Origin of the sequence: Burkholderia lata (assembly GCF_902499025.1) — a bacterium.
GTDB classification, from domain to species: Bacteria; Pseudomonadota; Gammaproteobacteria; order Burkholderiales; family Burkholderiaceae; genus Burkholderia; species Burkholderia lata_C.
In genome coordinates this window covers 72,297-87,380 of the sequence record NZ_CABVPW010000029.1, presented here as the reverse complement: position 1 = coordinate 87,380, position 15,084 = coordinate 72,297, and the positions used below count along the sequence as shown (strand labels likewise).

Annotated in this window: 13 protein-coding genes; 8 read left to right on the top strand and 5 right to left on the bottom strand. The window is 66.7% G+C overall.

Annotation, left to right across the window (positions count from 1 at the left end):
• The first annotated feature begins 112 nt into the window (after nt 1–112).
• Together BDI24065_RS26890 and phnY are read left to right on the top strand one after the other, a co-directional pair.
• Nucleotides 113–454, top strand: coding sequence for a GNAT family N-acetyltransferase (locus BDI24065_RS26890; RefSeq protein WP_175033824.1), 342 nt, complete (start codon nt 113–115; stop codon nt 452–454).
• Nucleotides 455–498: 44 nt separating this feature from the next.
• Complete coding sequence (phnY, locus tag BDI24065_RS26885; protein WP_175033823.1) at nt 499–1,953, top strand: phosphonoacetaldehyde dehydrogenase; 1,455 nt, start codon at nt 499–501, stop codon at nt 1,951–1,953.
• 45 nt (nt 1,954–1,998) lie between these two features.
• On the opposite strand, the gene BDI24065_RS26880 is transcribed toward phnY, so the two are convergent.
• Entirely contained in the window at nt 1,999–4,233 is a 2,235-nt protein-coding gene (locus BDI24065_RS26880; RefSeq protein ID WP_175033822.1) for a TonB-dependent receptor, read from the bottom strand.
• A 323-nt stretch (nt 4,234–4,556) separates the two neighbouring features.
• Here BDI24065_RS26880 and BDI24065_RS26875 point away from each other — a divergent pair, with 323 nt between their 5' ends.
• Nucleotides 4,557–5,621, top strand: coding sequence for an asparaginase (locus tag BDI24065_RS26875; RefSeq protein ID WP_175033821.1), 1,065 nt, complete (start codon nt 4,557–4,559; stop codon nt 5,619–5,621).
• Nucleotides 5,622–5,731: 110 nt separating this feature from the next.
• Here BDI24065_RS26875 and BDI24065_RS26870 read toward each other — a convergent pair whose 3' ends face one another.
• Nucleotides 5,732–6,700, bottom strand: coding sequence for a LysR family transcriptional regulator (locus tag BDI24065_RS26870; RefSeq protein ID WP_175033820.1), 969 nt, complete (start codon nt 6,698–6,700; stop codon nt 5,732–5,734).
• A gap of 141 nt (nt 6,701–6,841) precedes the next feature.
• Between BDI24065_RS26870 and BDI24065_RS26865 the strand changes: the two genes are divergently transcribed.
• Nucleotides 6,842–8,248 (top strand): aspartate ammonia-lyase, encoded by a 1,407-nt coding sequence (locus BDI24065_RS26865; protein ID WP_175033819.1) that lies wholly within the window; start codon nt 6,842–6,844, stop codon nt 8,246–8,248.
• A gap of 106 nt (nt 8,249–8,354) precedes the next feature.
• A complete protein-coding gene (locus BDI24065_RS26860) occupies nt 8,355–9,866 on the top strand; it encodes an amino acid permease (RefSeq protein ID WP_175033818.1) in 1,512 nt (503 codons plus the stop codon).
• Between the two features lie 61 nt (nt 9,867–9,927).
• Here BDI24065_RS26860 and BDI24065_RS26855 read toward each other — a convergent pair whose 3' ends face one another.
• Nucleotides 9,928–10,611 carry an alpha/beta hydrolase gene (locus BDI24065_RS26855; RefSeq protein WP_175033817.1) on the bottom strand — a complete coding sequence of 228 codons (684 nt, stop codon included), beginning with the start codon at nt 10,609–10,611 and terminating at the stop codon, nt 9,928–9,930.
• A gap of 215 nt (nt 10,612–10,826) precedes the next feature.
• Between BDI24065_RS26855 and BDI24065_RS26850 the strand changes: the two genes are divergently transcribed.
• Both BDI24065_RS26850 and BDI24065_RS26845 read left to right on the top strand, forming a co-directional pair.
• On the top strand, nt 10,827–11,069 hold the full coding sequence (locus tag BDI24065_RS26850; protein WP_043179333.1) for an antitoxin: 243 nt from the start codon (nt 10,827–10,829) through the stop codon (nt 11,067–11,069).
• Nucleotides 11,066–11,473, top strand: coding sequence for a type II toxin-antitoxin system VapC family toxin (locus BDI24065_RS26845; RefSeq protein WP_122949353.1), 408 nt, complete (start codon nt 11,066–11,068; stop codon nt 11,471–11,473). The genes BDI24065_RS26850 and BDI24065_RS26845 overlap by 4 nt, the downstream gene beginning before the upstream one ends.
• 58 nt (nt 11,474–11,531) lie before the next feature.
• On the opposite strand, the gene BDI24065_RS26840 is transcribed toward BDI24065_RS26845, so the two are convergent.
• The gene (locus BDI24065_RS26840; RefSeq protein ID WP_175033816.1) at nt 11,532–13,019 is read right to left on the bottom strand and encodes an aldehyde dehydrogenase; all 1,488 of its coding nucleotides are present in this window, start codon (nt 13,017–13,019) and stop codon (nt 11,532–11,534) included.
• A 28-nt stretch (nt 13,020–13,047) separates the two neighbouring features.
• Nucleotides 13,048–13,626, bottom strand: coding sequence for a thioesterase family protein (locus BDI24065_RS26835; RefSeq protein WP_122949355.1), 579 nt, complete (start codon nt 13,624–13,626; stop codon nt 13,048–13,050).
• Between the two features lie 273 nt (nt 13,627–13,899).
• Between BDI24065_RS26835 and BDI24065_RS26830 the strand changes: the two genes are divergently transcribed.
• Nucleotides 13,900–15,030 carry a porin gene (locus tag BDI24065_RS26830; protein WP_175033815.1) on the top strand — a complete coding sequence of 377 codons (1,131 nt, stop codon included), beginning with the start codon at nt 13,900–13,902 and terminating at the stop codon, nt 15,028–15,030.
• Nucleotides 15,031–15,084 lie beyond the last annotated feature (54 nt).

Sequence of the window (15,084 nt, the reverse complement as noted above, 5' to 3'; positions counted from 1 at the left end):
GATACTCAAACCGTCGCCCCTGGACGATCCGGATAAGTCCCCGGTTCGCGGGCGCAGGGAGGCGTGCGCGCATCGCGTTCGCCTGCAGCGTGATGCAAAGGAGAGGCGCGCCATGCACGTCGTCGTGTTCAGGGATCGCTGCGAGCGCGTGATCCGCATCGTGTTCGACGATGCACGTGCGACCGCGGTCGCGTATCGCGACGACGAGGCGATCGGCGAACTCGGCATCGACGATGACGGTGGCAGTGCCGTGCGATCGCCGTCGCTCACGCGGCTGTACGTCGAACCTGCATATCGGCGCAGCGGCATCGCGCACACGTTGCTGGCGTGTGCGTCGCGCGAATTCGGGCGGCCGATCCGCATCGACGCCCGCGTGCGTGAATGGCCCGATACGCCGGCATGGGCGACGCTGTGCCGCTGCCTCGAATACGAAGGGCTGGTGGTGGTGCGGTAACCGAAAGCGTGGCCACGATCACGCTACACAAGGATGGAGACGACATGAGCACGGTTCTGAGGCCGATTCCCGCATCCGACGTGCGGCACGAAGCGTTGCGCATCGACGGGCAGCGCGTGTGGCGCGACGCAGTCATCGACGTGCGCAATCCGTACGACGGCGCGCTGGTCGGCACCGTGCCGAAGGCGACGCTGGACGACGTGCGGCGCGCGTTCGCGGTCGCACGTGCTTACCGGCCGACGCTCACGCGTCACGATCGCGCGGCGATCCTGCGCCGTGCAGCCGACATCGTGCGTGCGCGCACCGCCGAGATTGCAGCGCTGATCACGGCCGAGTCCGGGCTGTGCCTCAAGGATTCGACGTACGAAGCGGGCCGCGTGGCCGACGTGCTGACGTTCGGTGCCGGCGAGGTGCTGAAGGACGACGGGCAGATCTTCTCGTGCGACCTGACACCGCACGGCAAGAAGCGCCGCGTGTACACGCAGCGCGACCCGCTGCTCGGCGTGATCTCGGCAATCACGCCGTTCAACCACCCGATGAACCAGGTCGCGCACAAGATCGTGCCGTCGGTCGCGACCAACAACCGGATCGTCGTGAAGCCGTCGGAGAAGGTGCCGCTGTCGTGCTACTTGTTCGCGGACATCCTGTACGAAGCCGGCCTGCCGCCACAGATGCTGCAAGTGCTCACCGGTGATCCGAAGGAGATCGCCGACGAGCTGATCACGAACCCGGCAATCGACCTCATCACGTTCACCGGCGGCGTATCGATCGGCAAGTCGATCGCGTCGCGGATGGGCTACCGGCGAGCGGTGCTCGAGCTCGGCGGCAACGATCCGATCATCGTGATGGAAGACGCCGATCTCGACGAAGCGAGCACGCTCGCGGTGTCGGGCTCGTACAAGAACTCGGGGCAGCGTTGCACTGCGATCAAGCGGATGCTCGTGCATGAGTCGGTAGCCGATCGCTTCACTGAGCTGGTAGTCGAGAAAACGCGCGCGTGGTCATACGGCAATCCGGCCGATCCGTCGGTCGACATGGGTACGGTGATCGACGAGGCGGCCGCGAAGTTCTGCGAGCAACAGGTGAACGATGCGATCGCGCGCGGTGCGCGGCTGCTGGTCGGAAACGTCCGCAACGGTGCGCTGTATTCGCCGACGGTGATCGATCGCGTGACGCCCGACATGCCGCTCGTGAAATATGAAACCTTCGGCCCCGTATCGCCGATCATGCGCTTCCGCGACATCGACGAAGCGATCCGGATGTCGAACAGCACCGACTATGCGCTGTCGTCGTCGGTCTGCACGAACCGCTTCGACCACATCACGCGCTTCATCACCGAGCTGGAAGTCGGTAGCGTGAACGTGCGCGAAGTGCCGGGCTACCGGCTCGAAGTGACGCCGTTCGGCGGTATGAAGGATTCGGGGCTGGGGTACAAGGAAGGCGTGCAGGAAGCGATGAAGAGCTTCACGAACGTGAAGACGTATTCGCTGCCGTGGTGAGCGCGGCGGGGAAGGGCGCATCGCGCCCGCCCGCCGCCAACGGCGTTACTGATAGAAGTTGAGCGTGACCATCGCCGAACGGCCCGGCGCCCACGTCGCGTAAATCGGATACGCGCTCGCGTAATACTTCTTGTCGAACAGGTTCTGCACGTTGAGCTGCACGTCCATCGTCTTGTTCACGCGCCACGTTGCAGCCGCGTCGAAGCGTGCGTAGCCGGGCGTCCATTTCTTCGTCGTCGCGGATACCGACGCATAGGTCTGGCTCATCACCGTCGCACCGGCGCCGAGCGTGAGCTTCGGCATCACGTCGTAGCTCGTCCACAGCGTGAAGTTGTGCTTCGGCACCATCACCATCGGCAGGCCCGATGCGCCCGGGCTGCCGGGGCCCGCGTCGGTCGTGATCGCGTTCAGGTACGAGTAGCCGCCGAACACGTGCCACTTCGGGCTCAGGTTGCCCGCGAAGCCGAATTCGACGCCGCGCACGCGCTGCTTGCCGGCGTTGACCGTGTGACCGAGGCCGTCGCTCACGCGCGCGTTGGTCTTCTCGGTCTGGAACAGCGCCGACGTCAGCGACAGCTGATCCTGCAGCACGTCCCACTTCGCGCCGATCTCGATGTTGCGCGAGCGCTCCGGCGCGAGATCCTGGTTCGTCGCGGTGATCTGGTCGGTGCCGCCGCCGAGGCCGCCGTTCGAGCCCGGCGGGTTCGACGACGTGCCGTACGACGCATACAGGCTCACGTTGCTCACCGGCTTGAACACGAGGCCGAACTGGTAGCTGAACAGGTTCGACGTGTTCGACAGGTCGGCCACGCCGGCCTGCTTGCCGGTCGTGTCGTAGCGGTCGAAACGCAGCCCCGTGTTGAACTGCCAGCGCTCGGACAGCTTCACGGTATCGAAGATGTACGCGGACACCGTGTCGGTGCGCGTGTTCGTCGTCGGGCCGGGGAAGCCCTTGTCGCCGTTCAGCACGATGCTGCCTGTCCACGGCATGTTCGGGTTCCAGCCGCCGGCGAGCGGCGTGCAGTTGCCGGCCACCGAGCACGGGCCGCCCGAGCGGATGTTGTTGCCGGCCGAATCCGACACGAGGTAGCCCTCGTAGCGGGCCTGTTCATGGCTGAACTCGACGCCGGCCGTCATCGTGTGCTTCATGCCGAACAGGCTCGCGCTGCCGGTCACTTCGGTCTGGTTCGAGAAGCCGTTGAGCGCGTACTTGCCGCTCTTCGCCTGCAGGCTCAGCATGTTCGGGTTCGACGCGAGGATCTGCGGGTTCGTCGCGACGTAGTCGAGCGTCGAGCGGCCGAACATCGTCGTGTTCTTCAGCTTCCAGTCGTCGTTGATCTTGTGCTCGACGCGCACCTGGGCGGTGTCGGTCTGCCCGTAGCGGTAGTCGCGCGTGTTCAGCCCGAAGAACTGCCCGCGATCGGTCGGCACCGGCGTGCCGCCCGACGCGCGGAACGGCACGCTGAAGTCCGGCATGTCGTAGGAGTTCATGTGGTAGTAGCTGACCGTGACCGTCGTCGGCGTATTCAGCCCGAACACGATCGACGGCGCGACGCCCCAGCGCTTGTTGTACACGTCGTTGCGGCCGGCCTGGTTCGCGTCGTGACCCATCACGTTCAGGCGCACGGCCGTCGTGTCGTTGATCTTGTGGTTCGCGTCGACCGTCGCGCGCTTGTAGCCGTCGGTGCCGAAGCCGATGCTGCTGTTGATGAAGTTGTCGTTCTTCGGCGTCTTCGTGACGATGTCGATACTGCCGCCCACCGAGCCGCGGCCCGCATAGACCGAGTCGGGGCCCTTGATCACGCTGATCTGCTCGACCGCGAACGTTTCGCGGTTCTGCAGCCCCGAGTCGCGCATCCCGTCGACGAAGATCGAGTTGCGCGATTCGAAGCCGCGGATCACCGGGCGGTCGGCCGACGGGTTCGCGGCCGCATCGCCGCCGAGGAACGTGATGCCCGGCACCGTGCGCAGCGCGTCCGCGAACGACGTGACGTTCTTTTCCTTGATCAGCTGCTCGGGGATCACAGTGACCGAGCGCGGCGTATCGAGCAGCGGCGCGGTGAACTTGTACGACGGCGAACGCTTCACCTGCATGTCCGACGGCGCGGTCGACTTGACGTTGATCGTCGGCAGCGTCCCCTGCACGTCGGCGGACGGGGCGGGCCGGTCGGCGGCAGCAGCAGGGGCGGTTTCGGCGGAGGCGAGCAGCGGTGTCAGGAAAACGGAGCAGGTCAGCGCCGATACGAGGGCGCGAGGCCTCGTCTTGAACTGGGCGGGCATATCGAGAGGCAGCAGAAGTTTCGGTGAGCGGGTGCGTTTTCTCGATGCCGGCCAGGCAGCGCGGAGCATCGGAAAACGTCAATGTAAATGCGTATGATTCGCGTTTGCGGTCGCAATTGTACGGATTGGTACCAATTCTGTAAACGATCGAATGGTTTTTGTACTCATTCGGTCAGGCTTTCGTGGGGGCGGGATCGCCTTTGCGTCGCGTGCAACACCGCTTTCCATCGCCCGGCCGGCGCGCGGCGGCATTGACTCGATACACTGCCGTACCGGTTGGACGGGCCCCGGCAAGCAGGCCCCGAGCAAGGAGACAACACACGATGGACACCCAACGCGCAGCAGTCGTCACGTACCGCGGCGATGCGATCGAGAACACGCACGTCGCCCATGTGGCGGTGGTCGATGCACGCGGCCGGCTGCTGGCCCGGTTCGGCGATCCGTTCCGGACGACGCTTGCGCGATCGGCGGCCAAGCCGGCCCAGGCGCTGTCGGTGATCGAGACGGGCGCGCCCGACCGCTTCGGCTTCGACGATGCGGACATCGCGCTGATGTGCGCGTCGCACAGCAGCGAGGACCGGCATATCGAACGCACGCGCGCGATGCTCGCCAAGGTCGCGGCGCACGAATCGGACTTGCGTTGCGGCGGCCATCCGCCGTTGTCCGATGCGGTGTACCGGTCGTGGATCAAGCGCGACTACACGCCGACCGGCGTGTGCAGCAACTGTTCGGGCAAGCATGTCGGGATGCTGGCCGGCGCGCGGGCGATCGGCGCCGCGATCGCCGATTACCATCTGCCCGAGCATCCGATGCAGGTGCGCGTGAAGCATGTGGTGGCCGATGCGTGCGGGCTGCGCGATGACGAAGTGGGCTGGGCGATCGACGGATGCAACCTGCCGACGCCGGCGTTTTCGCTGGATCGGCTCGCGCGTCTCTACGCATCGCTGGCCGACGGTGCGGATACGGTGGAAGCGGGCGGTGGCGCAATCACCGATCGCGTGCGGGCGCTGGCGCGCATTCATCATGCGATGACCGCTTATCCGGAACTGGTGGCCGGCGACGGGCGTTATTGCACGGTGCTGATGAACGCGTTCGACGGGCAGGTGGTCGGCAAGCTCGGCGCCGATGCGTGCTACGGGATCGGCGTGCGGGCGTCGGCGCGCACGCGGGCGCTGGGCGCCGACGGCGCGCTCGGCATCTCGGTGAAGATCGAGGACGGCAATCTCGACGTGCTGTACATGGTCGTCAGCGAACTCCTCGAGCGGCTGCAGATCGGCACGGCCGCGCAACGCGCGCCACTGGCCGGCTTCCATCGGCCGCGGATGCTCAACACGCAGGGTGTCGAGATCGGGCACGCCACGTTCCCGTTCGAGTTGCAGCCAGCCTGAACGGTGCGGATGCGTTGACGCCGTCGGCCCGCGACCCGGGCCGTGTGAAGCGGCGCGAGCGTGCCTGCTGGCCAGTGCGGCCAGTGCGAACCTGAATGCGAGCGCGTGCGCTACGCGCCGCGAATCTTCATCAGCTCCCGCTCCGACAGCTCGCCGATATGCGCGAGGTGTTCCGCGAGAAAGTCCTTCAGCACGCGCAGCTTTGCCGAGCTGCGCCGGTTCGCCAGATACGCGATGTAGATGTATTCGCCCGTCAGCCGGTTCTGCAGCCGGTAGCGCGGCAGCACGGCTTCGAGCCGGCCGCTCGCGAGCAGGTCGCGCACCAGCCAGATCTCGAACTCCGCGATGCCGAGCCCCGCGCAGGTCGCTTCGAGCAGCAGCTCCGAATGGTCGGTGACGAGGTTGCCGGCCGGCAGCAGGCTGTGATGCGCGTCGCCGTTCACGAGATCCCAGCGCGGATCGCCTTCCGGATGCACGTAGCGCAGGCAGTTGTGTTGCTTGAGGTCGTCCGGCGTGGACGGGCGCCCGCAGCGGTCGAGATAGCCGGGCGTCGCGCACAGGACGCTGTCGTTGCGCGACAGGCGGTGGACGACGAGGTTGTCCAGGTAGTTCTCGCCTTCGTGAATGTCGAGATCGAAGCCGCCGGCCACGAGGTCGTTGTGGTTGTCGGTGAGCCGCACGTCGAGCTGGATCGTCGGGTAGCGCGCGAGGAACGGTGCGACCAGCGGCGCGAGATGGCGGCGGCCGAAGGCCACCGGCGCGGTGAGCTTCAGCGGGCCGCTCGGCTGCGCATTCAGTTCGGCGACGACGCGCAAGGTGTCGTCGAGATCGGCGATCAGCGTGACGGCGCGCTCCAGGTAGATATGACCGGCTTCGGTGAGCGTCACGCTGTGCGTCGAGCGGTGCAGCAGCGCGACACCAAGCGCCTCCTCGATCGCCGTGACCTTGCGCGCGACGGTGGACGTCGATACGTGCATCTCCTTCGCGACCGCCGAAAAACTTCCCGTTTCGACCACTCTGACGAACGCGCGCATCGCGCCCATGTGATCGATGCCGGATTCTTTCGCGCCTTTTTTCATTCGATTCTCGCTGTTGCATCCCACGCAAAACCGCTTTCGATAATACAGAAGTGAGCTTGTTTTTGCAAAGGCATAGAATGCGAACCCGTCGCGTCGGGAAGCGGCGAACGACGAGCGGCACGAGACACCCAGGAGGGCACGATGACAGAAAACGGCTTCCGCGTCGAAGCGGATCTTTTAGGTAAACGAAGTATTCCGAACGAGGCGTACTACGGCGTCCATACGCTGCGCGCGAAGGAGAATTTCGACATTTCGGGCCGCACCATTGCGTCGCTGCCGTACCTCGTGATGGCGCTCGCCGCCGTGAAGGAGGCCGCGGCCGACGCGAATTGCGAGCTCGGGCTGCTGCCGCAGCCGTACCGCGATGCGATCGCCGCCGCGTGCGTCGAGATCCGCGAAGGGCGCCTGCACGACCAGTTCGTCGTCGACATCATCCAGGGCGGGGCCGGCACGTCGACCAACATGAACGCGAACGAGGTGATCTGCAACCGCGCGCTCGAAATCATGGGGTACGCGCGCGGGCAGTACGAATACCTGCATCCGAACGAGCACGTGAACCTTGCGCAGAGCACCAACGACGTTTATCCGACCGCGATCCGCGTCGCGACCTGCTTCGCGGTCGAGCATCTGCTCGAAGCGATGGCGCGCCTGCGCGATGCGTTCGCGGAGCGGGCCGACGCGTTCGCCGGCTTGCTGAAGCTCGGCCGCACGCAACTGCAGGACGCGGTGCCGATGACGCTCGGCCAGGAGTTCTCGACCTACGCGGTGATGCTGACGGAAGACATTGCGCGCCTGCAGGAAGCCGGCTGGCTGATTCGCGAGATCAACCTCGGCGCGACCGCGATCGGCACGGGGATCACCGCGCATCCGCAGTACGCGGAGAAGGCGCTCGCGGCGCTGCGGCGCATCACCGGGCTCGACCTGAGCACCGCGCCGAACCTGATCGAAGCGACGCAGGATTGCGGCGCGTTCGTGCAGGTGTCGGGCGTGCTCAAGCGGATCGCGGTGAAGCTGTCGAAGATCTGCAACGACCTGCGGCTGCTGTCGAGCGGCCCGCGCGCGGGGTTCGGCGAGATCAACCTGCCGCCGGTGCAAGCGGGCTCGTCGATCATGCCCGGCAAGGTGAATCCGGTGATCCCGGAAGTCGTGAACCAGGTCGCGTTCGAGGTGTTCGGCAACGACCTGACCGTGACCTTCGCGGCCGAGGGCGGGCAGCTTCAGCTCAATGCGTTCGAGCCGGTGATCGCCAGCGCGCTGTTCCGCAGCTTCAGCCACCTGACGGCGGCCTGCACGACGCTCGCGCAGCGGTGCGTGAGCGGGATCACCGCGAACCCTGAGCGGCTGCGCGAAACGATGGAGCGCTCGGTCGCGCTCGCGACCGCGCTGAACCCGTACATCGGCTACAAGCGCGCGACCGCCGTGGCGGCCGAGGCACACGCGACCGGCAAGTCGATCCGCGAGGTCGTGCTGGAGCGCGAGTGGATGACCGATGCGCAGGTCGAAGAAGCGCTGCGACCCGAGGCATTGATCCGGCCGCGCGTGCTTTGACGCCGGCTGCGCGGCGCCGGCGCATCCCGCCGGTGCTGCCCGCGCGTTCATTCCAGAAGCGCCCCCGCGCGGGGCGCGACACATCAAGAAACAACGGAGACTCACGATGAAACACAACAGCGAGCGCCCGGCCGATCCGGCCGGCGGCGCGGATGCCCGTCATGCCGACCCTGATGCGATGTTCGCGTCGCACGAAGCCGGCTACGCGAAGCAGTTGAAGCCGCGGCACGTGCAGATGATTGCGATGGGCGGCGCGATCGGCACCGGCCTCTTTCTCGGTGCGGGCGGGCGCCTGCAGCACGCGGGCCCCGCGCTTGCGCTCGTGTATCTCGTCTGCGGCGTGTTCGCGTTCCTGATCATGCGCGCGCTCGGCGAGCTCGTGATGCACCGGCCGACCAGCGGCAGCTTCGTGTCGTACGCACGGGAGTTCATGGGCGAGCGCGCATCGTTCGTCGCGGGCTGGATGTACTACCTGAACTGGGCGACGACCGGCATCGTCGACATCACCGCGGTCGCGATCTACATGAAGTACTGGGCCGTGTTCACGGACGTGCCGCAGTGGGTGTTCGCGCTCGGCGCGCTCGGGATCGTGTCGGTGATGAACATGATCGGCGTGAAGGTGTTCGGCGAGATGGAGTTCTGGTTCTCGATCGTCAAGGTCGGCACGCTCGCGGTGTTCCTCGCGGTCGGCGCCGTGTTTCTCGCGAGCGGCCATCCGGTCGCCGGGCAGATGCCGGGGCTGCATCTCGTCGCGGATCACGGCGGGATCTTTCCGCACGGCATCCTGCCGGCCGTGCTGATCGTGCAGGGCGTCGTGTTCGCATACGCGAGCATCGAGCTCGTCGGCGTCGCGGCGGGCGAGACCGCCGATGCGCGCAAGGTCTTGCCGAAAGCCATCAACAGCGTGATGTGGCGCATTGCGCTGTTCTACGTCGGCTCGGTCGTGCTGTTGACGATGCTGCTGCCGTGGACGGCGTACAGCGCGCACGAAAGCCCGTTCGTGACGTTCTTCAGCAAGCTCGGCGTGCCGTACGTCGGCACCGTGATGAACGTCGTCGTGCTGACCGCCGCGCTGTCGAGCCTGAACTCCGGCCTGTATTCGACCGGGCGCGTGCTGCGCTCGCTCGCGATGGGTGGTTCGGCGCCGCGCTTCGTGTCGCGGATGAACGCACGTGGCGTGCCGTACGGCGGGATCCTGATCACGGTCGCGATCAATGCGATCGGCGTGCCGCTGAACTACATCGTGCCGGCCCAGGCGTTCGAGATCGTGCTGAACATGGCATCGCTCGGGATCATCACGACGTGGGGCTTCATCGTCATGTGCCAGATCCTGTTCCGTCGCGCGGTCGATCGCGGCGAGCTGAAGGCCGTGTCGTTCCGGATGCCCGGCGCGCCGTTCACGTCGTGGCTCACGCTGGCCTTCCTCGTCGGCGTGCTGGTGCTGATGGCATTCGACTATCCGGGCGGCACGTGGACCATTGCGACGATTCCGGTCGTCGTGCTCGCGCTGGTGGTCGGCTGGAAGCTGGCGAAGCGCGGGGCCGCGCGGGAGCAGGCGGCGGATGCGCTTGCATCTGCGGCCACACGCGCCGTCGCCGATCCGGCGCGGGGCGCCTGAAAGCGGTACGCGCCGGGCGCGCCGGCTCGCTCACAGCCAGCGCCCCGGCGCGCCGTTACAGTCAGTTCAACCCGGCACGCTCGCCGACCCATCGGCCGAAATCGCGGGCCATCTCGGCGGTCAGTTCGTGGCCGGCCGCGTACAGCCGCGTATCGTGCGCGACGCCGAGCGCCGTGAGTTTCGCGTCGGCGGTGTCGGCCCACGCGACGGGCAGCTTGTCGTCGAAGCGGCCGTGCGCGACCAGCGCATGGAGCGGGCGAAGGGCGTCGCGCGGCGCGATCAGCGGATCGATTTCGGGCAGGATGCGCCCGCACAGCACCGCGAACGCGGCGACATCGCCCGGCGACGTGAGGCCGACGCCCGCGCTCATGATGCCGCCCTGGCTGAAGCCGGCGATCACCGTCGGCAATGCGGCATCCGCGTCATCGCGGGCGTGGAAGGCACGCAGCAGCGTGATCAGCTGAATGCGGCTCGCGTCGGCGCGGGCCGCGTCGATCTCGGGGCCGTTCGGGCCGAAGCGCACCGGAAACCACGCGTACTGGCTGGGCCCGAACGTGAGCGGGCCGCGCAGGAACGCGATCTCGATGCGCGGATCGATGACGCCGGCCAGGGTCAGCAGGTTGGTTTCGTTGCCGCCGACGCCATGCAGCAGCAACAGGCGGGCAACGGGGCGGCCGGTGGCCGGGCGCAGCCGGTACTGGAGGCCCGACTCGGGATCGGTGGTCAGCGGCAGGACGTCGGTCATTGCGTGGGTCCGGAAAGGGGAGCGATGCGACAGTCTAGAGCGTGCTGGCGGGGAGGTGAATCGCCGGATGGCGATTGATTGTTTCCTGGCGAGAATGAATCTGGTGCTCCGCGGCACCCGGCCGGTTGTTGTCCATATGCCGATCGGATGACTCGTCAACGGGACGCATCGTTGCTAAAATAGATACATTTTGTAGATACATGGTGGGGGTGGGGATGGATACTGCCAAGATTTTCAAGCATGGCGGATCGCAGGCTGTCCGTCTGCCGAAGGATTTCCGCTTCGAAACGACCGAGGTACGGATTCGTCGCCACGGGTCATCCGTCATTCTCGAACCGGTGCCGCAAGACTGGGCGTGGCTCACGCCGCTGATCGGCCCGGTCGACGCCGATTTCGAGGCTGCCGCAACGACCGAGCCTGCCGCTCAGGAGCGCCCGGGTCTGGACGTATTTGAATGAAATTTCTGCTGGATACCAATGCGGTAATCGCCATCATGAAAGGCGAGCCGGCCATGCTGGCTCGGCTGCGCACGTATCAACCGGCAGATTTCGGCATGCCGGCGATCGTCGCGCATGAGCTCTATTACGGCGCATACAAGAGCCAGAGAGCGGCAGCGAACGTGGCACGCGTCGAGGCACTTCAGTTCGAGGTGGTGTCGTTCGATGCGGAAGATGCCCAGCACGCCGGAGCGATTCGTGCGCAACTGACCGCGGCTGGAACCCCGATCGGTCCGTACGATGCGCTGATCGCAGGGCAGGCGCGCGCCCGGCGTCTGGTGCTTGTCACGCATAACATGCGCGAGTTTTCACGAGTCCCGGAGCTACAGGTCGAGGATTGGCTTGCCGAGCCGCGTGAAAACTGATCGCCTGGCGGTCATGCGGTAACGGGAGCGGGTTCGTCCTGCGGGCGCCGCCCGGACCTCACCGCAACCGAATCACCGTCGACTTCAACTCCGTATATTTCTCCAGCGCGTGCAGCGAGTTGTCGCGCCCGTTGCCCGATTCCTTGAAGCCGCCGAACGGGAAGTTCATGTCGTCGGTTTCCTCGTAGCCGTTCACCCACACCGTGCCGGCCCGCAACCGGCGCGCGGTTTCGTGCGCGGTCGTCAGGTTGGCCGTCCACACCGATGCCGCGAGCCCGTAGCGCGTGTCGTTCGCGTGCGCGATGGCCGTATCGAGATCGTCGAACGCCGTGACCGCCAGCACCGGTCCGAAAATCTCCTCGCGCACGATCCGCGCATCGGCACGTGGACAGTCGAACACGGTCGGTTCGACGTACTGCCCGCCGCTCCCGGTGCGCGCGCGCTTGCCGCCCGCGAGCAACGTCGCTTCGTCGCGGCCCGCATCGACGTAGCCGAGCACGCGCTCGACCTGCGCGGCATCGATCAGGCTGCCCATGCGCGTAGTGGGCGACAGCGGATCGCCGGGCGCGTACTCGGGCGCGATCGCGAGCACGCGCGCGACGAGTTCGTCACGGATCGCACGATGGACGAGCAAACGGGAGCCTGCCGTACACATCTGCCCGGTGTTGTAGAACACCGCATGCGCGACGGTGCGCGCCGCGCGTTCCAGATCCGGGCAGTCGGGCAGCACGATCTGCGGTGACTTGCCGCCGAGCTCGAGCCACACGCGCTTCAGGTTCGAATCGGCCGCGCAGCGCGCGACCTTGTGGCCAACCGCGGTCGAGCCGGTAAACGCGATGCAGTCGACGTCCGGATGCCGCGCGAGCGCTTCGCCCGCGTCGCCGAAGCCCGGCAGCACGTTCAGCACACCGGCCGGCAGCCCGGCTTGCGTGGCCAGCGCGGCGAGCCGCAGCGCACTGAGCGGCGACTTCTCCGACGGTTTCAGCACGACGCTGTTGCCGGCCGCGAGCGCCGGCGCGCACTTCCACATCGCGATCATCGCCGGGAAATTCCACGGCACGACCGCCGCGACCACGCCGATCGGCTCGCGCGTGACGAGCCCGACGAGATGCGCGTCGGCCGGCGCGACTTCGCCGCCCGTCTTGTCGATCGCTTCGGCGAACCACTCGGCGCAGTACGCGGTGGACGGGATGTCGATCGCGGTCGTGTCGCCGATCGGCTTGCCGGTGTCGAGCGTTTCGAGCAGCGCGAGATCGTCCGCGTGCGCGCGGATCAGCGCGGCCCAGCGCAGCAGCACGCGCTTGCGTTCGCGCGGCGACGCGTCGCGCCACGCACCGTTTTCGAACGCGCGCCGCGCGGCCGCGACCGCGAGGTCGGCGTCGGCCTGCCGGCAATGCGCGACCTGCGCGAGCGTGCGGCCGTCGATCGGGCTCGTGCACGTGAAGGTGGCGCCGTCGTGCGCGTCGCGGAACGTGCCGTCCACGAATGCGCGGGAATCGATGTCGAGCTGGCCGGCGCGCGTGCGCCAGGCGTCGTTCGTCTGCATGGGAACACTCCGTCGTGGGTCGGCGAGATCAGCGTGAAGCGGGCGTGGGGCGGCGGATCGCGATCGCGCGGCCCGCATGCGGCTCGTGCGGCGCGCGCGCATGTTCGGCGTGAATCGCGTCGAGATGCCGGCGCATCGCGGCAGGGAACGGCGCGGAGCGCTTCGCGCGCATGTCGACGTGGGTCAGCAGTTGCTCGCCGGTCGCGAGCTGCGCGCCCGTCGTTGCATGATGCATCGAATGGAACACGTGCAGCCGCCGGTCGTCCAGGTCGAGCAGCCGCACCGTGAGCCTGAGCGGTTCGCCGAGCATCGCTTCGCGCAGGTGGCGGATGTGCGTTTCCGCCGAGTAGATCGAGCAGCCGGCCTCGCGATAGTCGTCGTCGATGCCGAAGTAGCGGAAGAACGCATCGCTACTGTCGCCGAACACGAGCAGATAGCACGATTCGCTCATGTGGCCGTTGTAGTCGACCCACTCGGGCTGCACGGTGCAGCGATGCAGTTCGAGCGGTGTCGCGATCGGCGCGGCCGGGTCGTACGGGCGCGACTTCTGTCCTTCGTAGGCCGAGCGCAGGCGCGGCTCGGCGGCGGGGCTGAGGGTGGTCGTCATCCAGTGCACTCCGAGGTTCGGAACGGGCCCGCACGTCGTCCGCGGGGGCTGCCGGTCGATGTTATGACGGGTTGAACGTTTTTTCAATAAAGATATCGCCGATGCGTGTAAACACCGGTGCCGATTCGCCCCTCCATGGATTGAACATTCATTCAACGAAACCTATACTCGCCAGCGCCGCGATGCCGAAGCGAAGCAGGGCGGGCGGCGCATCTGCACGATACGCACAACGAAAAATCGATCCGCCTCGCGCGGAAACCGGAGACACCGAAAATGAAGAAGCGCTTCCTGCTGGCCGGCATGATGTCGGTGATGGTCCACGGCTATGCACACGCCCAGAGCAGCGTATCGCTGTACGGGATCATCGACGGCGGCATCACCTACGTGAACAATACGGGTGGCGGGCATGCGTACCTGTTCGACGACGGCGTGTCGTACGGCAACCGCGTCGGCCTGATGGGCACCGAGGATCTCGGCGGCGGCAACAAGGCCGTGTTCAAGCTCGAGAACGGCTTCCGGCTCGGCACCGGCAAGCTGAACCAGGGCGGCGCGATGTTCGGGCGCCAGGCTTACGTGGGGCTCGGCAACGACTGGGGCACGCTGACGTTCGGCAACCAGTACGATTTCGCATTCGATTTCACCGCGAACTACAACGTCAGCGCGTTCGGCAGCGGCTACGGCGTGCACCTCGGCGACTTCGACCGCCAGAGCGGCGACCGGCTGCAGAATGCGGTGAAGTTCGTCAGCAACGCCTTTCACGGGCTCGTGGTCGGCGGCATGTATTCGTTCAGCAACGATGCGGGCAGCTTCCACGACGGCAGTGCGTGGAGCCTGGGCGCGAGCTACACGCACGGCGATTTCTCGGCAGGCGGCAACTACACGCGGCTCAATTCGCCGCGCCGGCTCGCGGCGCTCGATCCGTATGCGCAGATGGGCGTGAGGACGATGCTCGGACAGACGGTCGCGACCGTCGATCCGGCGACGGGCGCCGTCACCGACCTGCACGATTCGACGCCGTTCTCGATCGACTCGCAGTCGATCTTCGGAATCGGCGCGTCGTACACGCTCGGCAAGCTGACGCTCAACGCGGATTTCAGCAACACGACGTTCAAGGGCTACGGGCAATCGTCGACGATGCGCGTGTACGAGGCGGGTGGCGTGTACCAGGCCACCGCGCCGCTGTCGCTCGTCGCGGGCTACCAGTACACGACGTTCGAAGGCCATCACTGGCACGAAGTCGCGCTCGGCACGCATTACGCGCTGTCCAAGCGCACCGACGTCTATGCGGCCGTCGACTGGATGCGCGCGTCGAACGGCGTCGATGCGGTGATCGGCTACAGCTTCACGCCGTCGACGAGCCGCACGCAGGCCGCCGCGCGCATCGGCATGCGGCACAACTTCTGATCGTTTTTCCCGCACGGGCCGGGCAGGGCCGGCCCCGTCGATCCGGTCCGTGCC